Genomic DNA, 19,098 nt, shown 5'->3' with positions numbered 1-19,098 from the left:
CGCATTCAAGGAGGAGCAGGATATGTCCATTTATCGAGAACTACAAGAAAGAGATAAACAATTGCAGCCAATCAAAGTAGGTGTAATCGGAGCTGGACAAATGGGCTTCGGGCTTATCTCCCAAATTTCAAGGATTCCTGGGATGGTTGTCGGCGGAATTTGTGATGTGAATATTGCCAATGCGGAGAGAGCCAGGGATTTCTATCAATCTCAGGAAAACAGAAAGGCAGGGACAGTAGTCTCCTCTGATTACCGGGCAATCATTCAATCCAGTACGGTAGAAGTTGTAGTGGATGCTACAGGTGTACCGGAGGTCGGTGCCAATATTGCCTTGGAAGCACTTCGTTCCAAAAAGCACCTGGTTCTTTTGAATGTCGAGGTTGATATTACAATCGGCTCCTATATGCATCGTATGTTTGATAATGCGGGTTTGGTATATTCCGGTTCGGCTGGGGACGAGCCAGCAGCAATCGTGGAGTTATATGAATTCGCGAAAACGATGGGGCTGGAGGTTGTTGTGGCCGGCAAAGGAAAAAATAATGCGCTGAAGCCTACTGCAAATCCGGATACATGTGCGGAAGAAGCAAAGCGGAAGAATATGAGTGCGCATATGCTGGCAGCATTCCAAGACGGAACAAAAACGATGGCTGAGATGAACTTGCTGAGTAATGCAATAGGTCTCATACCGGATAAAGTCGGCATGCATGGTGTAGATGCTGGACTTGATGATGTAGCGAAGAAACTGGACTTGAAAGAAAATGGCGGGGTGCTTGATTCATTAGGCGTCGTGGAATATGTGAACGGGTTGGCGCCAGGTGTATTCGTGATCGTGAAGAGTGAATTGGAGCCAGTGGATGAGGAATTACGTTATTTGTTGAAAGTGGATTCCGATCATGGTCCGCATTATACATTATATCGTCCGTATCACCTTGCAAGCCTTGAGACGCCGATCACTATTGCCAAAGCAGTGCTTCACCATGATACTTCCATCCACCCGCTTGGTGCGCCGGTTTCTGAAACTGTTGCTGTTGCAAAACGTCCGATCAAGCCGGGCGAAAGACTTGATGGCATCGGCGGCTATAGTGTCCGTGGGATGCTGGAAACACATCAGGACATGAAAGTGAATGGCCATATCCCAATCGGTTTGATCAGCGGGAATGTAGTGGCTAAGAGAGCAATCGATGAAGGCCGGTTCCTGACATTGGACGATGTGGAACTTGATATGTCCACTACCGTCTGGAAGCTTCGGTCGCTTCAGGATCACTTATTCGCTGAATGACAGGGAGGATGACAAGATGAAGTTAGTATTGGTTGCTTGCTGTTTGCTGATTGTCCAATCGGCCCTGACTGCCATTCAAGTTCACTATTATCAAAAATCAATGAAGAAATTAGTCGGTAAATATAAAGGGGAAAAGGGCTTCCACCTATTTTCGGGGCAATCACGCCGCCGTATCGGTCCAGGATCGATTGTCCTGCTCGTGGTGGATGAATCCTATGTAATTCAAGAGTGCCAGGTGATGCGCGGAATCAGTATCCTGTCGACTTTCAAAGAAATGAAGCAATATGAAGGAATGCAGCTGGGGGAGCTGCTGGACGAACTGTACAGTCCAGCGGGAAAAAGAAAGCTGTCGGCACTGCAAACAGCTTTGCAGGCTGCCGGTGAACAAGCTTTGATGTCCATCTCGAAGACGAAGAGATTGGCATCCATCTCATAATGGGGAGTGGAAGACATGGAATGGATTCAGTGGTTCGGTGAGCATTTCATCGGCATGTTCAATGCTGGCGGAGAGCAATTCATGAGTCTCATCACCGGCATAGTACCGACTTTGGTAGTATTGCTGACCTTTACTTATGCACTAATCAAATTCATTGGTGAGGATCGTGTGACAAAGGCGATTCGATTCACCTCCAAATATGCTTTGCTGCGTTATACAGTGATGCCGATGCTATCCATTTTGCTCCTGACAAATCCAATGGCATATACATTCGGCCGTTTTGTCGAGGAGCGCCAGAAACCGGCATTCTTTGATTCGCTCGTTTCATTTTTGCATCCGGTAACAGCCTTGTTCCCATATGCAAATGCCGGGGAGCTATTTGTCTACTTGGGTATTGCCAACGGATTGACACAAGCTGGCTACTCGACATCTGAACTGGCAGTTCGTTTCTTCTTGGTCGGGATCGTTGTGATGCTGATCAGGGGACTTATGACGGAACAAATCACGAAATTCCTGATGAAAAGAATGTAATACTGGAGGGAATCAGCATGGGATATAAAGCAGTGTTTGTCAGCAAAGGATCCGGCGGATGGGGAACCGGCCTCCGGATTGAACCGAAAGGCAAGAAAACGAAAGTAGTCTCGATTACGGGCGGGGGAATTCACCCTGTAGCGGAACGAATAGCTGAGCTGACCGGGGCCCAAGCGGTGGATGGCTTTAAGAATTCAGTACCTGAGGACGAGATGATGTGCGTGGTCATCGATTGCGGTGGAACGGCCAGAATTGGGCTTTACCCAATGAAACGTATTCCGACTGTCGATATTCTGGGTTCCTCCCCATCCGGTCCTTTGGCGAAACATATCAAAGAGGATATCTTCGTGTCAGGTGTCACACCGAAAGAGGTAGCTCTTGCGGAAGGTGAAGCACAGGAGCAGGCTTCGGCCGCTGCGGAAGACGCAGGGAGATTCAATACTGCCGATAAGAAAGAATTCAGGGAAGAGTATGAGAAAGTGAAGGAAGAGCATCGTTCCAATGATGATAACTGGCTGATGCGCTTTTCCAAGGGTATCGGGAAAGTGACAGGGATATTTTATCAAGCAGGACGGGATTCCATCGAAATGCTGATTAAAAATATCATTCCTTTCATGGCGTTTGTGAGCATGCTGATCGGAATCATCAATTACACCGGAATCGGGGACTTGATTGCTAACACGATGTCACCGCTTGCAAGTTCGATCTGGGGATTGATCGTCATCGTCATTATCTGTACGCTGCCATTCCTGTCACCTGTGCTTGGTCCGGGTGCGGTAATTGCCCAAGTAATCGGGGTATTGATCGGCAGCCAGATTGCATTGGGCAATATCCCGCCGCAATTTGCACTGCCGGCATTATTTGCGATAAATGGGCAAGTTGGTGCAGATTTTGTACCCGTAGGGCTGTCCTTGGGTGAAGCAAAGCCGGAAACAGTCCAGTATGGTGTTCCGGCTGTCTTGTACAGCCGATTGATCACAGGAGTCTTAGCGGTTATCATTGCTTACTTTGCCAGCTTTGGCATGTATTAAGGAGGAAAATCATGTACCAAACAATAGTGAAGGAAATCGGGCCGATGGCGCAGGCTTTTGAAGCAGATAAAATCGTCATTCTTTTCGGCATGGAAGCCCCCGCTGAATTGAAGGAAATCTCGTTCCTGCATCAAGTGGAACAAGCGGAAGAAGACAATGCGATCAAGGAAGGCGGTACCTTGATCATAGATGGACAGGAGTTCCTGATTGAAAAGGTAGGTTCGGCTGCGAATGAGAATCTGCAAACATTGGGGCATATCTCGATCTATTTCACGGAACCGGAAGCGGAAGTGCTGCCGGGTGCTGTATTTGCAAGCCCGCATACATTCCCTGTCATTCAGGAAGGTAGCAAAATTACATTTAAATAGTACAATGGTAGATGCATATTTTATGCTAAACCACAGAATAGGGTGGTAGGATGGCACTTTTGGGAGATAGAAGACTTTTGGTGAAAATCGCCCACATGTACTATGAAGAAGGCGCTACACAATCGGAAATTGCAAAGGCAATCGGAGTCAGCAGGTCGCTTATCTCCAAGTATTTGACGAAAGCCAGGGAAGCAGGAGTCGTCGAAATCATCATTCATGAGCAAGATGATCATCCATATACGGGACTTGAGTCGAAAGTTGAAAAACGGTATGGCTTGCGGGAAGTCATTTGTGTGGAAGCGAATGAGAGTGATGATTCCAAAACACGATTGGGTGCGGCTGCCAGTAACTATCTGCTCCGTATGATTCGGAATGGACAGACGATCGGAATCAGTTCCGGTACGACATTGTATGAGGTTGCCACAGCAATGGCATCCAGTCAGTATTTCCCGGAACTTCAATTCATTCCCCTTGTAGGGGGGATGGGGGATGAACGGGTCGATATCCACGCGAACCAAATCGTTGCAAAGCTGGCGGAAGTGCTGAAAGCAAAGTGTAAGCTGCTTCATGCCCCAGTATTGGTTGATTCCAAGGAAGCGAAAGAAATCATCGTCAATCAATCTTCCATTAAAGGCATCTTTGAAGCAGGGGCAAGAGCTGATATTGCAATGGTTGGAATCGGCGGGACACCAGAACATTCGACGATGGTGAAATCCTATCTTCAACAGACGAATGGCGTCATCGAATACGAAAATGTCGTAGGCGATATATGCTACAATTTCATCACGGAAAATGGTCGTGCTGCTGATAATGATTGGAATGACAGAGTGATTTCGATGGATTTGGAGCATGTGAAGCAGATTCCCCTGGTCATCGGAGTGGCGAGCGGACAGGAAAAGATCAAAGCAATCAAAGCGGCATTGGCCGCGGAGTTGATCCACGTTTTGATCACAGACGATGCAACAGCTCGTATGCTGTTGGAGTAATAAAAAAGAGTGTGCCCGGCGGGTACACTCTTTTCTAATGCCTGATCATGATACTTTCCGTATGAAACCGGAAGATATGCAGCAGCTGTTCAGCCATGAATGAAGCAGGTTTATCGAACCCTTTCTGTATCCATTCCACGATCAACCCGATCATGCCGTGGATACGGTACGTACAAAATAAATCAAGGTCTATTTCTGCGTCGATCTGGCGGAAGTAAAAGGCGTAATCAGTCCGGAAAAAGTGATGGAGCTGATTCGTCATCTTTTCCTTGAAGAAACTATCCGAGGCGCTGCCCAGCATCAATTGATAGAACACTCTATTTTCCAGGAAATGGTCGAACAAAACGATCGATTCTGGCGGGAGGCTTCGGAAGTCGACCATTTTTGATTGCTCATAAGGTTTCCGGAAAGAAATGGTCATTTCATCAAGCATATCCTCGGATAACTCCTCAAGAAGATCCTCCTTTTTTTCATAATGCGTATAAAAAGTCCCCCTGCTGACACCGGCGGCTTCGGTTATTTCAGAAATGTGTATTTTAGGCAGCGGCTTATTAGCCATCAGTTTCAGCAAAGCTTCTTTCAAAGCCTGCTGTGTCCTTTCGACACGTTTGTCTGGATAGGTGATACCCACACGCTTCCCTCACTTTTTTTGAACAGTTTGGTCTTACTTGTACAAGATAATCCGCCAACCCTATTATGGCATATTGCCGAGTGAATCGGCCTCTTTTATTCTTGAATTGTAAGCGTAGGACATGAAGGGGGAATGGAAGATGACATATCCAGTATTGGAAGGTAAAGTAGCTATCGTGACTGGTGCAGCAATGGGGATGGGGCTGGCAACAGCGAAACTATTCGCCGAAGCGAAAGCGAAAGTCGTCGTAGCTGATTTCAATGAAGAAAAAGGCAGAGCTGCAGTGAAGGAGATGGAAGCAGCTGGTGGTACAGCATATTTCGTGAAAGTCGACGTTTCCGATTCCGCACAAGTCAAACATATGGTGGAAGAAACGGTATCCAAGTTCGGGCGTCTGGATGCAGCCGTCAACAACGCAGCCCTTACACCGGATAATGCACCAGCAGCCGAATTCGATGAAGCATATTGGGATAGATTGATCGCAGTGGATTTGACAGGTACAGCACTTTGTATGAAATATGAATTGCAGCAAATGATCAAGCAAGGTGAAGGAGGCAGTATCGTCAACATCTCCTCTGTGAGCGGCTTCCGACCGCAGCCGAATAACATCGCGTATGTTGCGGCTAAGCATGGTGTTGTCGGCATGACAAAAGTGGCGGCGCTTGAAAATGGCCCGATGAATATCCGGGTGAACACAGTTGCTCCAGGAGCAATAGATACACCGATGCTAAGGGGATCTCTGGAGGAAACCGGCCAGACAGAAGAAGAATTTGCACCGAAGCTCAGCCTGCTGGGCAGATTCGGTCAGCCTGAAGAAATCGCGCAAGCAAGCCTTTGGCTGGCATCCGATCAGTCATCCTATGTGACTGGAACAACGATTCACGCCGATGCAGGATATACAAGCAGATAATGATCAAAGGCATCCGCTTAAAAGAGCGGATGCCTTTTTATTTTCACTGTCCTTCTTCTTTCTATAAGTCATAGGTAGTAAAATGATAGAAGAGGAGAATAAAGGGGACTACTTATATGAGGGGATTCCGTTTTGGCTTGCTCGGTCAGATTGTCCTGCTGGTGGCCATTCTGCTGATAGTGAGTCTATTGTTTGTAAGCGCTCTATTCGTGAGGAAGGTAGATGAAATAGTAGAGGAGGATGCCGGAAGTACGGCGATGGCTGTCGCAAAACTGGCAGCCAAGGACGAAACGATCCTGGAGCACCTGGAGAATAGGAGTAATGATGATATCATCCAGGAGGAATCGCTGAAAATCCAGCATAACAGCGGAGCGGATTATGTAGTCATCGCTGATACGGAAGGAATTCGTATCTCGCATCCAGAACCGGAGAGGATCGGGAAACCGACCAAGACGAGCAATGAATCTGTCTTGGAAGAAGGCCAGGAAGTCATCTATGAAGGATACGGTATTTCGGGCTATGCCATAAAAGCGAAAACCCCGATCAAGAATGAAGCCGGAGATATCATTGGTGTGGCATCCGTCGGCTTTCTGAAGCAAAACTTAAATCACCAGATCGTTTCATATCTGCAGGAAGTGATTGTCTGGTTCGTGCTCATTTTCGCTTTGGGGCTGGTTGGCGCCTATCTTGTGGCCAAGCGAGTGAAGAAGCTGATTTATGGGCTGGAACCTGGGGAGATATCCTTTTTGTTCAAGGAAAAGGAGACGACACTGGCTTCCATCAAGGATGCCACCATCGCTATCGATCGTAGAGGCCATATTACGTCGATCAATCGCAGGGCCAAGGAGATATTCAAGAAAAAGTCTGTTCTGGAGGATGCGATCGATCAGACCAATCTGCAATCTCTTTATCAGGCGGTTTTGGCAGACGGTCAAGGCAAATATAACAAATATACATTTGTTGCAGGCGATATTTATATTGTGGATGCTTCGCCGATAAAAGAAGCAGAGGAAACATTGGGAGTCGTATTCACATTGCGTCCTGAAACAGAAGTGATAGATGTCTCGGAGACCATTGCAAAAATGAAGCAGCAAGCTGATCAGATGCGTGCTTCCAATCATGAATTCATGAACAAGCTGAATACATTATATGGTTTGATCCGCCTGCAGGAATATGATAAAGCTCTGGTACTCATTTCAAAGGAAGTGGAGGAGCAGCAGAGTGTTGTCAACTTACTGATGACCAGCATAAAAGAACCAATGATTGCAGCAGCCTTATTGGGGAAATTCAATCGTGCCAAAGAGCTGAAGGTATCATTGACAATCGATGAAAGCAGCAGTCTGGATATTGATTTGGGAGCGGAAGCCACAGAAAAAATCGTGACAATCATCGGCAATATCCTGGAGAATGCACTGGAGGCCGCTTCAAAGTATCAGGGTACCGAAGGGAAAGTCTTTGTTTCTTTTACGGACTTAGGCGAAGAAGTTATATTCGATATCGAGGATAATGGCAAGCGGCTGTCTGATAAGGAAAAGCAAGCAATTTTGGTTGATGGTTATTCGACCAAACAGGAAACGAGCGAAGAACATGGAATCGGACTGACCATCGTCCAAGCGGCGCTCGAAAAGATGAATGGAGCTTTGTATTATGGAGACAGCGAAGCAGGAGGCACACTTGTGACGGTTGTTCTCCCGAAAGGAAGCGTGGAAAATGGATCGGATGAATGTCCTGATAGTGGAAGATAATGTGGAAGCATCGATCATATTCGAGAATTACCTGAATCAGATGGAAGGATACCGACTGACTGGGGTCGCGGAAAATGGGGAACAGGCGAAAAGTCTGATTCGAGTATTGCAGCCTGACTTGGTGCTGCTCGACGTCTACCTGCCTGATATGAATGGAATCGAAATCCTTTGGTTCATCCGTCGATATTCCCGCCGGACGGACGTGATTCTGCTGACGGCAGCGAATGATACAAATACAGTGGGAGAGGCAATGCGCGGGGGTGTATACAGTTATTTGATCAAGCCGATCGATGGCGATCGGTTCCAGCGGGTGCTTAAAGAATATGCTTCCTATAAGAAAGAGCTGATGACTGGCAATAAAGTCGGTCAGCAAGAAGTGGATTCGTTTTTCCATCCCAATTTACATACTGCAGAAACAACAGATCACGAGGTGTATCCAAAAGGAGTGGATCGGCACACCCTGGAGTCGGTCCGGCGGGTGATGAAGGAGCAGCACTCCAGTGAAAAGGCGGAAGAAGTAGCTGCGAAAGTAGGAGTAAGTCATTCCACGGTCCGGCGATACCTGGAGTATATGGTGTCGAAAAAGGAAGCAGAGGTGGAAATCAGCTACGGAACGGTCGGAAGGCCAGTGCGCAAGTATAAATACATACCCAAAAACTCTTCCTGATCCTCGTGAAAAAAATGAAAAAAATGCACTTAATGTAAGTAAACTGTGCATTTTGCGGACGGAATGTTACACTTCTTTCAAATGAAAGCGCTAACAAACATGCTGTTGAAGGAGGACTTTTTGTTGTTATCTTTATTGGGATTCTCCATGGTTGCCGTATTCATGTATTTGATCATGTCAAAAAAGCTATCGCCGCTTGTGGCGTTGACATTGATTCCGATCCTGTTCGGTATAATCGGGGGCTTCACCACTTCGCTGGGGCCTATGATGCTGGAGGGTGTCGAAGGAATTGCAGCTACCGCGATCATGATTTTGTTTGCCATTCTTTACTTCGGTGTCATGATCGATGCTGGTTTGTTTGATCCGCTGATCAATTTCATCTTAAAGGTTGTAAAGGGTGATCCGATGAAAATCGTTGTCGGGACATCCATCCTATCCATGATGGTTGCCCTTGATGGGGATGGTACAACGACCTATATGATCACTGTTTCAGCACTGCTGCCGCTTTACAAACGGCTTGGCATGAACCGCTTGATCCTGGCAACGGTCGCCATGCTTTCCATGGGTGTCATGAACATCACTCCTTGGGGCGGTGCTTCTGCTATGACAATGGCTGCATTGAATTTGGAAGCATCCGAGCTTTTCATTCCTGTTATACCGGTGATGGCAGTCGGACTTGTTTACGCTCTTACAGTGGCATTCATCCTTGGTAAAAGGGAAAGAAAGCGTTTAGGAGTCGCGCAGCTGGATAATCAAGCAGTTCAGGAAATCTCTGCAGCGGAAGAAGTACCTGCATATCGCAGACCGAAGCTCGTCTGGGTCAACTTGTTACTGACTATTGTATTGCTCGTCTGCCTCATCCTTGATTTTATTTCCTTGACCATCTTATTCATGGTCGCTTTCGCTGCAGCTTTGATGATCAACTATCCGCGTATGAGCGATCAGCAGGAACGGATGGCGGCACATGCCAAAAATGGATTGGCAGTCACAACCATAGTGATAGCTGCCGGGATCTTCACCGGTATCATGTCCGGGACAGAAATGATCGATGCAATGGCGAATACACTTGTTTCCATCATCCCAGAGTTCATGTCGCCTTACTTGGCTGTGATTGTTGCCATCATCAGTGCACCATTTACCTTCTTCATGTCCAATAATGCATTCTATTTGGGGGTGCTGCCGATCCTGGCCGAAGCTGCGCAGGCATACGGTGTCAGCAAGGTGGAAATCGGGCGGGCGGCATTACTTGGCCAGCCGGTGCATGTGTTAAGTCCGCTTGTTGCCGCCGCCCATCTTTTAATAGGAATGGTGGGTATCCAATTCGGGGAATTGCAGCGTTATGCCATGCTTTGGGCCTTCGGTTCCACGATTGTGATGACCATTGCAGCACTGTTATTCGGAGTGATCAGTATCGGGTGATATACTTTGAGCATGATAGTTGAATAAAGTGAAATGCTTCTGGTAATCTTGAATCAGAGTTGACAGAGGAGGGACTATATATGAGTAAAAAAATCGCAGTATTAGTCACAGATGAATTCGAAGATATCGAATATACAAGTCCGGTAAAAGCATACGAAGAAGCTGGCCACAGTATCGTGAACGTGGAGCTGGAAGCTGGTAAGGAAGTCACTGGTAAGCATGGTGAGAAAGTGACAATCGACAAAGCGCTTTCCGATGTGGACGCAAGTGAATTCGATGCACTATTGATTCCTGGAGGCTTCTCTCCTGATTTGCTTCGCGCGGATGATCGTCCTGGTGAATTCGCAAAGGCATTCGTGGAAAACGAAAAACCTGTATTCGCCATCTGCCACGGTCCGCAAGTATTGATCGATACTGACTTGCTGAAAGGCAAGGATATCACAGGCTATCGCAGTGTCCGCAAAGACTTGATCAATGCTGGCGCAAACTACAAGGATGAAGAAGTGGTTGTCAGCCATAACATCGTGACAAGCAGAACACCCGATGATTTGGAAGCATTCAACCGCGAATCATTGAATCTGTTGAAATAAGGGAAAAGCGCTGGATCAAAAGGTCCAGCGCTTTTCTTTATTTTTCGCCGACGACGGAGAAGCGTTCATTCGTATGGGCTGGATTTTCGATTTCGTCCAGCACAGCCATCGCATAGTCGGCGTAGCTGATGTAGCTTTCGCCTTGCTTATTGAGGACCATGGTATCTCCTCCTGTTTGATAGCTGCCAGTCCGTTTTCCATCAGCGTCGAAGACACCCGCAGGACTGATATATGTCCATTGAATTCCTACACTGTTTTCAAGTTCCTTCAGATTTTCTCCCATATTGGTTGCTGTCGGTAAAAAGGCATCCGGGAAGTCAGGAGTTTCGAATACGCGCGTTGTCTTCTGTTCGTCTACGAAGAGACTCCCCGCTCCGCCGACAACGACAAGACGAGTGGAAGGCGCATCTTTCAATGCTTGAATCAAAATGCGCCCAGCTTCGATATGCTGTTCTTCCTCACCGGCTGGAGCGTTAAAAGCATTGACGATTGCATCAAAGTCTTGGATATCCTCGGCTTTGATATCAAAGATGTCCTTTTGGATCACTTGGATATTGTCTTGCTTCACTTTCGCAGGATTGCGGACAATCGCCGTCACCTCGTGGCCGCGGCTTGCCGCTTCTGCTGTAATGAGGCTGCCTGCTTTACCTGTTGCGGCAATGATACCGATTTTCATAGTCTTCCTCCTTCATTTCCTGTAACGAAATCATTTACATGTAATATGTTAAGTTACAGGACGTGTTCTGTCAATACATTCCTCTTACCCGACTGTTTTTGCGTTATACTATAGATAGGAATTCATTAGAAAGTGAGCTGGAAGTTATGTCGATAAGCAGCCGTTTTGCGGTTGGTATTCATATACTGACACTTTTGGAAGTGAATAAGGATGAAGTCAATTCGTCTGAATTCATCGCCGCCAGTGTCAATACAAACCCTGTAGTAATCAGGAAGATCATGGGGATGCTGAAGAAAGCTGGATTGGTGAAAGTAAGGCCCGGGGTGGCGGGAGCAGAACTGGCGCGACAGCTTGATGAAATGACGCTGTTTGATGTATATAAGGCTGTGGAAGCAGTTCCGGAAAATGAATTATTCAGTGTCCATGGCAGTCCGAATCCGCAATGTACCGTTGGCCGCAATATTCAATCAGCGATACTGCCGATTTTTGCAGGAGCACAGTCGGCCATGGAGAAAGCATTGGCTCAGGTAACCATCCAGGATATCGTGCAAAGCATTGAAGAAAAAGAAGATAAGGATTGACAAAAAGCGCACTGCCTTGGCAGTGCGCTTAATTGTATTATTCAGCTTTTGAAAGATCGGCAGCGGGACCGAAGAACTCAAAGTGAATTTGTTCCTTGCTGAAACCAGCGCGGTATAGGGTGGAAATGACGAATTCCATGAACCCGGCCGGACCGCAAACATATACATCGCTATTGGCATTCACCTTATCCTTGAGGACCGTTTCATCGATTCGATTGCCTTCATAATAAGTTTGATATGTCAGATTGGGCATCTTTTCCTGGAAGCTTTGGATTTGCTCAGTGAAGGCAGCATAAGCAGGAGTGCGGGCTGCTTGAAGGAAGATGATTTCCCGGTTTGGATCCTTTTCTGCCAATGTTTCCAGCATACTCATGATCGGTGTGATACCGACACCGCCGGCAATGAATGTGATGGCTTTTTCCGAATTTCCCTCGAGCGTGAAATCACCAGCCGGTGCACTTATCTCTAGTTTGTCTCCTTCTTTTACTTGTTCATGTAAGTATACAGAGACTTTTCCATCCGGATCATTATCGTTTTCTTTTTTGACAGAAATACGGAACATATCCGGTGACGGTGTTTTAGATAGGCTGTACTGACGGATCATCATATATTTTTCGCCAGGGATGGATACCCTGACAGATATATACTGACCCGGTTGGAAATCAGGCACATGCTCGCCGTCAGCAGGCTTTAAGTAGAAGGAAGTGATGACATCACTTTCCGGTACTTTATTGGCGACGATAAAGTCTTTGAAGAATGCCCAGCCGCCTTCTTTCTTCTCATTTTCTCCATACATATTCGCTTCTACACCGATGAAAGCATCCGCGATCACACCATAGGCCTCTTCCCATGCTTTCAGGATCTCTGGTGTCGCAGCATCCCCCAGAACCATCTTGATTGCTTTGAGCAAGTATTCGCCTACGACTGGATAATGCTCTGGTTTCACCCCCAGGCTGACATGCTTGTGTGCAATCTGTACGACAGTCGGCAAGATGGCCTCCAGCTTATCGATATGTACTGCGGCCGCATAGACAGCATTGGCAAGCGCAGTCTGCTGTTTACCTCTTGCTTGATTGGCATGGTTGAAAATATTCAAAAGCTCAGGATGAGCCTTGAACAATTCCTCATAAAAGACAGTGGTGATTTGAGTCCCATGTTCTTCTAAAACTGGTACAGTGCTTTTAATAACGTTAATGGTTTCTTGTGATAGCATTCTGGATTCCTTCTTTCTTTGATCTATCTCTATCATAGAACTAATGATGGATAAAAGATATATTTTAAATACCACTTTAACAAAAGTGTCACATTCTCTATTTGCCCAATCATTTCGTGAGTTATGCTATAATCCTTTGGAAGAGGAGGATGTAAACCAATGCGATTGACGATGTATACTGATTTTTCCCTGCGAATCCTTCTTTATCTGGGGACAAAAGAAAAAGACAAACTGTCGACGATCCAAGAAATTGCGACAGCTTATCATATATCCAAAAATCATCTGATGAAAGTAGCGCATGAACTGCGACAGGCTGGCTACATAGAAGCTGTCAGGGGCAGATCGGGAGGCATCAGGCTGGCGCTTGATCCGGAGGACATCAATATCGGGGCCGTCGTCCGGCGAATGGAGGATGATTTTCATCTGGTAGAGTGCTTCAACCGGGAAAATAATACTTGTCCGATTGCTTCCGTCTGTGGATTGAAAGGAATCCTAGGAAAAGCGCTGCATGCGTATTTGCAGGTGCTGGATGAGTATACCCTGCAGGATCTATTGGGGAATCAAGCAGATTTAAGGATGCTGCTTCGGTAAAGAGGAAGAGGCTGAGACATAACTAAAATACCATTGTTTAAAAGCGAACATTGCTCATAAGTGCCGCTTCGGCAGAATACTCCGCTTTCCACGGGCACGGCCTCAGCCTCCTCGTGGAAAAATCACCACTGCGGGGTCTTCAGCTCGCGCTGTTCCCGTTGGAGTCTCCGTATTCTGCCTGCGCTGGTATAGATTATCGTCAAAAAACCCGAACTTACGTGTATCTTTGTTTCAAGATTAACGTCAATAGTTCGGGTTTTCATTTAGCTAAAACACTTTTGTCCCAGCCTCTTTTTGGTTAGTTTTTGTTCTTGTTATGGATCTTTATGGCTTCTTTAAGATATAGCTGATCTTTCTCGGAAAAAGGAGTGATGATCGGAGGTGCAGTTTGTGGCAGTGGAATGGTCGTTCTATCTCCAGTAGTCCGATCCATCAAAGCCAATAGCTGATTGACAAGTTGCTGTACTTCTGGCGCCCTTGGAGAGATATTCATCCGAATCACTTTTTTCAGATTGGATAAGAGGATGCTCCATTCTTTTTCCAACGCTTCATCGCTATCTGCTCCTGCCTGAATCTGCTCTCCTTGCTGCCATTCCTTGATGGATTCTTTGGCAGTTATGTAATGAAGCATGGAACAAAAAATATCAATATCAATTTCATGATCTGCTTGCGTAATGCGTAGCATATGGTCGACATCGGCTATCATATCCTCGATGGTCTGTTTTTTGGCAGTCAGCATTTTACGTTGGAATTGTAACGATCGATGCACTTCATGTCCCATCAAGTGGCCCGATGTCAGAATGTCTTTGATTTCTTTTAAAGAGAGCCCAATGCCCTTCATGGATTGAATGGCATATAGTCGATTCAAATCTACATCGGAATATAAGCGATGACCGCCTTCTGTATGGGTTGTTGGCTTTAAGAGATCGATTTGATCATAATAGCGAAGCGTGCGGATACTGACTTGTCCTTTGGTTACCATTTCGCCGATAGTATATGTTGCTCCATCTGTCATCAAAAACTGCCCTCCTTGAAAAATGAGATGCCGTGCTGAACTAACAAGCCGGTACCAATACCCCAAATACCGATGCTCACAAGCTGCCAAAAGTAAATGCTTCGTATACTTGCTCCTAGAAGTACAGCAGCAGCCGCGCTGATATGATTTGCCCCTAATATAGGTCCCATCAAAGTTAAGGCGGGTACCCCGTAACGCGTGCCGAGAACTTTTGCCTTATTCATCCTAATGGATGAATAGTTGTCCTTTTTAGTGCTTTTCATCCATTTTACAGCAAGAACCACCGATAGGAAATTAGGGGTGAGACCGATCAGGCAGCAGACTGGAAACGGCAGACCTAGCATGATCCCTAAAGGGACTGTTATATGGGCTTCCACGAAAGGCACAGCACTTAGTAGAATCAACGATAAATAAAGAAAGAACAGCGGGAGTGATGATAAGTAATCGAGTACATCAGATAACATATGTCGTATCTCCTTTGACTTTGAAAAATCGAATCACAGGATAGGAGAAAGGTCTATCTATCAGTGTACAATACGCAGCCCATATGATGAGTATGGTCTCCAATCCGATTAACAGCATGGATGCCACGCCAGCGGGCGGGTAGTTTATGGAAGTAATTCGGAGTAATAGAAAGATTGGGAAAAAGGTGAAATGCAAATTCAACCCTTCCTTTGCATGCTGACTGAAATAGCTGCTTCGTTTTCGGACAAGGAGCAACACAATAAGTGGCAGGAAGAAAGTCAGGATCAAGGATAACAGATGCATCATACTTGCAGGGATTTTTTGTTTCAATGGCATATCAGGTCCTCCTAATGGTTGTTGATAAATACACCATAAGGGGTGACGCGACTGGAGGTTCAAGTAGTATCTTTATATTAATTTCAAATAAGAACAGCCTCTCCTGTCGAAAGAGAGGCTGTTCTTATTTGAAACGATAATATAGACACCCATCCGTAAAGTAATCTGATGAATTCGAGTTTTCCTGATCGGTATTTTCTACCGCCAGGCTTTGGCTGCATTCATCCGGTGGTCCGATGATGATAGTCTGATTGTTAAGCGGGCGCAGCGCATCCTGCAGCTTTGCTTTATCCAGGCAATATGTTTTGGCCAGCACTTCTGTCGGTGTCTTTGCCAAAATATCCGAACCGAAAATATATTCTGGATACGGTGTATCGAAAATGGCTAGCAGATGAGTTTGATCCTCCCTAGCCGTTTCCCAATGCCACCATCCTTGGGGGACATTTGCAACTTGACCACGTGTGATGTGGATGTGCTCAACTTGATTCGTAAACGGATTGATCAAGGAAACACTTGCAGAGCCGCTGATGCAATAGACAAGTTCTGCTGCATTCTGGTGATAATGCGGTTCGACTGTCTTGTCCTTACTCAAATAGATATCAAGAAGCGACACATCACCAAGTGTATTCAATACATCCCGGCCGAGCCGGTTGATATAATTTTGGCTATTTCGCGTGAATAAACGGTTTTTATTCAAATCGCTAAAATACTGGACATCTCCTTTTGTATAGTCCATGTACGCATTGTCTCTCTCCATACATTCCCCTCTTTTCGGTTAAAATGACTCGAAGATAGCTTATGCTGAAATTGGATTTTTTGATTTTACAGAAAAAGGTTCCTTTCTTATATAAAAGGATGTACGCTGATGAAGGCTGTGTGCGGACACACAGAAAACATATGCTTGATTTACAGTATTGCTTATAAATAGCTGTTTGATATAAAGGAGTGCAACATGAAAAAGCGAGGTATTACATTAAAGCTGTTTACTGTTACAGCTTTGATTTTTGTGGCATTTTACGCGATGATCATGATTTTTCAGCTCGTGTTCTTCGATAGTTTCTACCAGCACTATAAAACGAAAGAAGCTGCAAAGCACTTGGATTCACTGGCCCAGGCTTATCAAGACAATCCTTGGAGCGCAGAGCAGTTGACGAAGCAGACACTTTCTTATATGAGGGAGACTAAAAGTCCTTTGACGATTGTCGATGCAGAAGGATATCAGCTGGTGCAAGACCCATTACACATCATGCTGGAAACTGAAGATGGACAGGTTCTGGAAGTGGCGCTTTCCTTACTGGTCACGGATTATGGTGACGAGTTGAATGCATTGAACATCAAAAAGGGAGATACATTGGTTGTCAATGGGGAAAATGATATGTCGGTTTCTTCGGTGGTATATCCTTCGGTCATCACCAAGGGCCAGGATAGTGTAGGTGAACACCTGGAAGAGAATGAAGTGACATTCGAAGGAACAGTGAAGAGCGTATCGCTGCCCAAGGCTGTCATGTCGAATAGAGGATTTGGTCTCCTTTATGATGCGCTGCTGGAATGGTTCCCGCTCGATGAAAGTCTGCTCAAGAAGCTCAACAAAGGGGAGAGCCTGCAGCTTGACTGGGTGGAGTCATGGACCGGCAAGCACAATCTGGTACTGATTGAGCCTGTCAAGAAAGACGGGGAGATGCAATTGATGTTCTCGGTGACGTCCATTCAGGAAACAAAAGATACAAATGAAGCGCTGCGCGTGTTTTATTTATACATCGGCATCGCCGGTTTTGTCCTTATTTTATTGCTTTCCTTGATTTATTCCCGTCTTGTGAGCAGTCCGCTGATCAAGCTGAATGAAATGGCGAAAAAAATGGTGCATCTGGATTTCTCATCAGTGAAGCCGATCAAGCGAAACGATGAACTTGGCAGCCTCTCCAATAATATGCTCATCATGGCGCAGAATTTGGATCATGCAGTGGAGGATTTGAAGCAAGCCAATGACAAGCTGAAGCAGGATATGGAGAAACGCAAGCAAATGGAGAAAGCGCAGCGGGAGTTTTTTGAAAATGCCTCCCATGAGCTCAAGACACCGCTCAGCATTATCAAGAGCTTTGCCGAAGGGCTGCAGGATGGTGTCAGTCCGGATAAACAGGATCACTATATGGAGGTCATCATCGAGGAATCCGACAAGATGGAGATCCTGATCGGCGATATGCTGGATTTGGCAAAGCTTGAAAATGGTGTGATCAAATTAAAGAAATCATCCTTCTTGCTTAGCGAAATGGCAGAGAACCTATCGGATAAGCTGTTCTGCATGGCAAAAGAGAAGCGTGTTTCAATCGAAGTGATGCCGCGGAATGAGCTGCCGATCGTGGCGGATTATGAATGGATGGAGCGGGTTATCCGGAATCTGCTCGTAAATGCTGTTCGCCATAGTGAACCAGAGTCTGTCGTCACCATCCGGATTGAAACGGATTCAAAAGAGGAATGCAGTGTGTTCATGGTCGAGAACAAAGGGCCGCAAATACCGGAGGAGCAGCTTGCAAATATTTGGTCCCGTTTCTATCGCACCGAGTCTTCCCGGAGCAGAATGACCGGCGGAACAGGCCTGGGTCTCGCAATCGTACAGCAAATACTTGAATTGCACGGATTCAGTTATGGTGTGGAAAATATGCCGGAAGGAGTACGTTTCTTTGCTCGTTTCCATAAATGATGGGAAAAATTACTTATTTGGACACATGAAGGACATATGAAATTGTTAATTTATGCATATAAGGTGGAAGGGATGATTCGTGATGGGAAGAAAAGTGCTGCTTGTCGAGGATGAATCACGCATCCGGGAAGTAGTGGCGGATTATTTCAAAAAGGATGGCTGGGAAGTACATGAAACGGATAATGGCAGCAGTGCCATAAGCTGGTTTGATGCCGTTTACCCTGATTTGGTCATCCTGGATATCATGATGCCCGAGATGGATGGATTTGCCGTCACCAAGCAGGTGCGCAGCAAATCCGGTGTCCCGATCATCCTCTTGACCGCCAAATCCAGTGATAATGATAAAATTCATGGATTTGAGCTCGGAGCCGATGACTATGTAACCAAACCATTCAGTCCAAAAGTACTGGTTGCACGCGCGAATTCTTTGATGAAACGAGCTACGGAGCAGTATTTGCCGAATGGTCATATGATCCGTTTCGGTCACGCTGTTGTCAATACGAAAGCGCGTAACCTGGAACTGGATAATCAGCAGGTCGAGCTGACACCGAAGGAATATGAGGTCTTACTGCTTCTGCTCCAGCACAAAAATAACGTTCTTTCACGTGAAACAATTTTGAATCACGTGTGGGGAATTGACTTTGAAGGGGATAATCGGGTCGTGGATACGCACATCAAGAAGCTTAGAGCCAAACTTGGATATGAATCGCACCATATCCGGACTGTCATCGGTACCGGCTATAAATTCGAATAGAAAGCAGAGGGGAAAATGAATAAAATTAAGCAGCTGTGTACGCATACAGGTGTTCGTTTTGTCGCGCACACCTGTTTCTATCTGGCAATCCTGATCACTTTATTCATGCTGTATGGCTTCCATACAGCCAATACAGGTAATTACATCTATAACGATTTTTAATTGGAGAAGATAAT

Annotated in this window: 23 protein-coding genes; 16 read left to right on the top strand and 7 right to left on the bottom strand. The window is 46.0% G+C overall.

Annotation, left to right across the window (positions count from 1 at the left end):
- The first annotated feature begins 22 nt into the window (after nt 1–22).
- From MHI54_RS05190 to MHI54_RS05165, 6 genes are read left to right on the top strand one after another with little or no spacing between them, the layout of a single operon-like run.
- Nucleotides 23–1,279 (top strand): SAF domain-containing protein, encoded by a 1,257-nt coding sequence (locus MHI54_RS05190; protein ID WP_340082526.1) that lies wholly within the window; start codon nt 23–25, stop codon nt 1,277–1,279.
- A gap of 16 nt (nt 1,280–1,295) precedes the next feature.
- Nucleotides 1,296–1,715 carry a transcriptional regulator GutM gene (locus tag MHI54_RS05185; RefSeq protein ID WP_340082524.1) on the top strand — a complete coding sequence of 140 codons (420 nt, stop codon included), beginning with the start codon at nt 1,296–1,298 and terminating at the stop codon, nt 1,713–1,715.
- 15 nt (nt 1,716–1,730) lie between these two features.
- Nucleotides 1,731–2,246 carry a PTS glucitol/sorbitol transporter subunit IIC gene (locus MHI54_RS05180; RefSeq protein ID WP_095215076.1) on the top strand — a complete coding sequence of 172 codons (516 nt, stop codon included), beginning with the start codon at nt 1,731–1,733 and terminating at the stop codon, nt 2,244–2,246.
- Between the two features lie 17 nt (nt 2,247–2,263).
- Nucleotides 2,264–3,277, top strand: a complete 1,014-nt coding sequence (locus MHI54_RS05175; protein ID WP_095215075.1) for a PTS glucitol/sorbitol transporter subunit IIB — start codon at nt 2,264–2,266, stop codon at nt 3,275–3,277.
- 11 nt (nt 3,278–3,288) lie between these two features.
- Nucleotides 3,289–3,645 (top strand): PTS glucitol/sorbitol transporter subunit IIA, encoded by a 357-nt coding sequence (locus MHI54_RS05170; RefSeq protein WP_095215074.1) that lies wholly within the window; start codon nt 3,289–3,291, stop codon nt 3,643–3,645.
- A gap of 50 nt (nt 3,646–3,695) precedes the next feature.
- Nucleotides 3,696–4,631: a sugar-binding transcriptional regulator gene (locus MHI54_RS05165; RefSeq protein ID WP_095215073.1), complete on the top strand. Its 936-nt coding sequence runs from the start codon at nt 3,696–3,698 to the stop codon at nt 4,629–4,631.
- Between the two features lie 34 nt (nt 4,632–4,665).
- On the opposite strand, the gene MHI54_RS05160 is transcribed toward MHI54_RS05165, so the two are convergent.
- A complete protein-coding gene (locus MHI54_RS05160; protein ID WP_095215072.1) occupies nt 4,666–5,262 on the bottom strand; it encodes a TetR/AcrR family transcriptional regulator in 597 nt (198 codons plus the stop codon).
- Nucleotides 5,263–5,401: 139 nt separating this feature from the next.
- On the opposite strand from MHI54_RS05160, the gene MHI54_RS05155 reads away from it, so the two are divergent.
- From MHI54_RS05155 to MHI54_RS05135, 5 genes are all read left to right on the top strand, one after another.
- The gene (locus MHI54_RS05155; protein WP_095215071.1) at nt 5,402–6,172 is read left to right on the top strand and encodes an SDR family NAD(P)-dependent oxidoreductase; all 771 of its coding nucleotides are present in this window, start codon (nt 5,402–5,404) and stop codon (nt 6,170–6,172) included.
- Between the two features lie 116 nt (nt 6,173–6,288).
- On the top strand, nt 6,289–7,917 hold the full coding sequence (locus MHI54_RS05150; protein ID WP_095215070.1) for a sensor histidine kinase: 1,629 nt from the start codon (nt 6,289–6,291) through the stop codon (nt 7,915–7,917).
- The gene (locus MHI54_RS05145) at nt 7,883–8,584 is read left to right on the top strand and encodes a response regulator (RefSeq protein ID WP_095215069.1); all 702 of its coding nucleotides are present in this window, start codon (nt 7,883–7,885) and stop codon (nt 8,582–8,584) included. Before MHI54_RS05150 ends, MHI54_RS05145 begins: the two co-directional genes overlap by 35 nt.
- A gap of 123 nt (nt 8,585–8,707) precedes the next feature.
- On the top strand, nt 8,708–10,003 hold the full coding sequence (locus MHI54_RS05140; RefSeq protein WP_095215068.1) for a CitMHS family transporter: 1,296 nt from the start codon (nt 8,708–8,710) through the stop codon (nt 10,001–10,003).
- 80 nt (nt 10,004–10,083) lie between these two features.
- On the top strand, nt 10,084–10,593 hold the full coding sequence (locus MHI54_RS05135) for a type 1 glutamine amidotransferase domain-containing protein (RefSeq protein WP_095215067.1): 510 nt from the start codon (nt 10,084–10,086) through the stop codon (nt 10,591–10,593).
- A gap of 37 nt (nt 10,594–10,630) precedes the next feature.
- Here the strand turns inward: MHI54_RS05135 and MHI54_RS05130 are convergent, their stop codons facing one another.
- Nucleotides 10,631–11,269 (bottom strand): NAD(P)-dependent oxidoreductase, encoded by a 639-nt coding sequence (locus MHI54_RS05130; RefSeq protein WP_095215066.1) that lies wholly within the window; start codon nt 11,267–11,269, stop codon nt 10,631–10,633.
- A gap of 146 nt (nt 11,270–11,415) precedes the next feature.
- Between MHI54_RS05130 and MHI54_RS05125 the strand changes: the two genes are divergently transcribed.
- Complete coding sequence (locus MHI54_RS05125; protein WP_095215065.1) at nt 11,416–11,850, top strand: Rrf2 family transcriptional regulator; 435 nt, start codon at nt 11,416–11,418, stop codon at nt 11,848–11,850.
- 37 nt (nt 11,851–11,887) lie between these two features.
- Here the strand turns inward: MHI54_RS05125 and hmpA are convergent, their stop codons facing one another.
- Nucleotides 11,888–13,063 carry an NO-inducible flavohemoprotein gene (gene hmpA / locus MHI54_RS05120; protein ID WP_095215064.1) on the bottom strand — a complete coding sequence of 392 codons (1,176 nt, stop codon included), beginning with the start codon at nt 13,061–13,063 and terminating at the stop codon, nt 11,888–11,890.
- Nucleotides 13,064–13,222: 159 nt separating this feature from the next.
- Between hmpA and MHI54_RS05115 the strand changes: the two genes are divergently transcribed.
- Entirely contained in the window at nt 13,223–13,654 is a 432-nt protein-coding gene (locus tag MHI54_RS05115; RefSeq protein ID WP_340082520.1) for an Rrf2 family transcriptional regulator, read from the top strand.
- 298 nt (nt 13,655–13,952) lie between these two features.
- Here MHI54_RS05115 and MHI54_RS05110 read toward each other — a convergent pair whose 3' ends face one another.
- The 4 genes from MHI54_RS05110 to MHI54_RS05095 form a co-directional block, all read right to left on the bottom strand.
- Nucleotides 13,953–14,669, bottom strand: a complete 717-nt coding sequence (locus MHI54_RS05110) for a MerR family transcriptional regulator (RefSeq protein ID WP_340082925.1) — start codon at nt 14,667–14,669, stop codon at nt 13,953–13,955.
- Nucleotides 14,669–15,133: a hypothetical protein gene (locus MHI54_RS05105; RefSeq protein WP_340082519.1), complete on the bottom strand. Its 465-nt coding sequence runs from the start codon at nt 15,131–15,133 to the stop codon at nt 14,669–14,671. Before MHI54_RS05105 ends, MHI54_RS05110 begins: the two co-directional genes overlap by 1 nt.
- On the bottom strand, nt 15,123–15,470 hold the full coding sequence (locus MHI54_RS05100) for a DUF4870 domain-containing protein (RefSeq protein WP_340082518.1): 348 nt from the start codon (nt 15,468–15,470) through the stop codon (nt 15,123–15,125). Before MHI54_RS05100 ends, MHI54_RS05105 begins: the two co-directional genes overlap by 11 nt.
- A gap of 124 nt (nt 15,471–15,594) precedes the next feature.
- A complete protein-coding gene (locus MHI54_RS05095) occupies nt 15,595–16,227 on the bottom strand; it encodes a cupin domain-containing protein (protein ID WP_340082517.1) in 633 nt (210 codons plus the stop codon).
- A gap of 195 nt (nt 16,228–16,422) precedes the next feature.
- Here MHI54_RS05095 and MHI54_RS05090 point away from each other — a divergent pair, with 195 nt between their 5' ends.
- The 3 genes from MHI54_RS05090 (at nt 16,423) to MHI54_RS05080 (ending at nt 19,084) form a co-directional block, all read left to right on the top strand.
- Nucleotides 16,423–18,168 carry a HAMP domain-containing sensor histidine kinase gene (locus MHI54_RS05090; protein ID WP_095215062.1) on the top strand — a complete coding sequence of 582 codons (1,746 nt, stop codon included), beginning with the start codon at nt 16,423–16,425 and terminating at the stop codon, nt 18,166–18,168.
- An 82-nt stretch (nt 18,169–18,250) separates the two neighbouring features.
- Nucleotides 18,251–18,922 carry a response regulator transcription factor gene (locus tag MHI54_RS05085; protein ID WP_095215061.1) on the top strand — a complete coding sequence of 224 codons (672 nt, stop codon included), beginning with the start codon at nt 18,251–18,253 and terminating at the stop codon, nt 18,920–18,922.
- A gap of 15 nt (nt 18,923–18,937) precedes the next feature.
- On the top strand, nt 18,938–19,084 hold the full coding sequence (locus MHI54_RS05080) for a teichoic acid D-Ala incorporation-associated protein DltX (RefSeq protein WP_095215060.1): 147 nt from the start codon (nt 18,938–18,940) through the stop codon (nt 19,082–19,084).
- The last annotated feature ends 14 nt before the right edge of the window (nt 19,085–19,098 follow it).

Origin of the sequence: Terribacillus sp. FSL K6-0262 (genome assembly GCF_037977385.1) — a bacterium.
Taxonomy (GTDB): Bacteria; Bacillota; Bacilli; order Bacillales; family Amphibacillaceae; genus Terribacillus.
Note: the sequence above shows the minus strand (reverse complement) of the source record. Positions and strands in the feature narration are given on the sequence as shown.

Bases quoted from the DNA above. Each gene is read 5' to 3' on its own strand.
- MHI54_RS05190 (WP_340082526.1), top strand. From the start codon at position 23: ATGTCCATTTATCGAGAACTACAAGAAAGAGATAAACAATTGCAGCCA.
- MHI54_RS05185 (WP_340082524.1), top strand. From the start codon at position 1,296: ATGAAGTTAGTATTGGTTGCTTGCTGTTTGCTGATTGTCCAATCGGCC.
- MHI54_RS05180 (WP_095215076.1), top strand. From the start codon at position 1,731: ATGGAATGGATTCAGTGGTTCGGTGAGCATTTCATCGGCATGTTCAAT.
- MHI54_RS05175 (WP_095215075.1), top strand. From the start codon at position 2,264: ATGGGATATAAAGCAGTGTTTGTCAGCAAAGGATCCGGCGGATGGGGA.
- MHI54_RS05170 (WP_095215074.1), top strand. From the start codon at position 3,289: ATGTACCAAACAATAGTGAAGGAAATCGGGCCGATGGCGCAGGCTTTT.
- MHI54_RS05165 (WP_095215073.1), top strand. From the start codon at position 3,696: ATGGCACTTTTGGGAGATAGAAGACTTTTGGTGAAAATCGCCCACATG.
- MHI54_RS05155 (WP_095215071.1), top strand. From the start codon at position 5,402: ATGACATATCCAGTATTGGAAGGTAAAGTAGCTATCGTGACTGGTGCA.
- MHI54_RS05150 (WP_095215070.1), top strand. From the start codon at position 6,289: ATGAGGGGATTCCGTTTTGGCTTGCTCGGTCAGATTGTCCTGCTGGTG.
- MHI54_RS05145 (WP_095215069.1), top strand. From the start codon at position 7,883: ATGGATCGGATGAATGTCCTGATAGTGGAAGATAATGTGGAAGCATCG.
- MHI54_RS05135 (WP_095215067.1), top strand. From the start codon at position 10,084: ATGAGTAAAAAAATCGCAGTATTAGTCACAGATGAATTCGAAGATATC.
- MHI54_RS05130 (WP_095215066.1), bottom strand. From the start codon at position 11,269: ATGAAAATCGGTATCATTGCCGCAACAGGTAAAGCAGGCAGCCTCATT.
- MHI54_RS05125 (WP_095215065.1), top strand. From the start codon at position 11,416: ATGTCGATAAGCAGCCGTTTTGCGGTTGGTATTCATATACTGACACTT.
- hmpA (WP_095215064.1), bottom strand. From the start codon at position 13,063: ATGCTATCACAAGAAACCATTAACGTTATTAAAAGCACTGTACCAGTT.
- MHI54_RS05115 (WP_340082520.1), top strand. From the start codon at position 13,223: ATGCGATTGACGATGTATACTGATTTTTCCCTGCGAATCCTTCTTTAT.
- MHI54_RS05110 (WP_340082925.1), bottom strand. From the start codon at position 14,669: ATGACAGATGGAGCAACATATACTATCGGCGAAATGGTAACCAAAGGA.
- MHI54_RS05105 (WP_340082519.1), bottom strand. From the start codon at position 15,133: ATGTTATCTGATGTACTCGATTACTTATCATCACTCCCGCTGTTCTTT.
- MHI54_RS05100 (WP_340082518.1), bottom strand. From the start codon at position 15,470: ATGCCATTGAAACAAAAAATCCCTGCAAGTATGATGCATCTGTTATCC.
- MHI54_RS05095 (WP_340082517.1), bottom strand. From the start codon at position 16,227: ATGGAGAGAGACAATGCGTACATGGACTATACAAAAGGAGATGTCCAG.
- MHI54_RS05090 (WP_095215062.1), top strand. From the start codon at position 16,423: ATGAAAAAGCGAGGTATTACATTAAAGCTGTTTACTGTTACAGCTTTG.
- MHI54_RS05085 (WP_095215061.1), top strand. From the start codon at position 18,251: ATGGGAAGAAAAGTGCTGCTTGTCGAGGATGAATCACGCATCCGGGAA.
- MHI54_RS05080 (WP_095215060.1), top strand. From the start codon at position 18,938: ATGAATAAAATTAAGCAGCTGTGTACGCATACAGGTGTTCGTTTTGTC.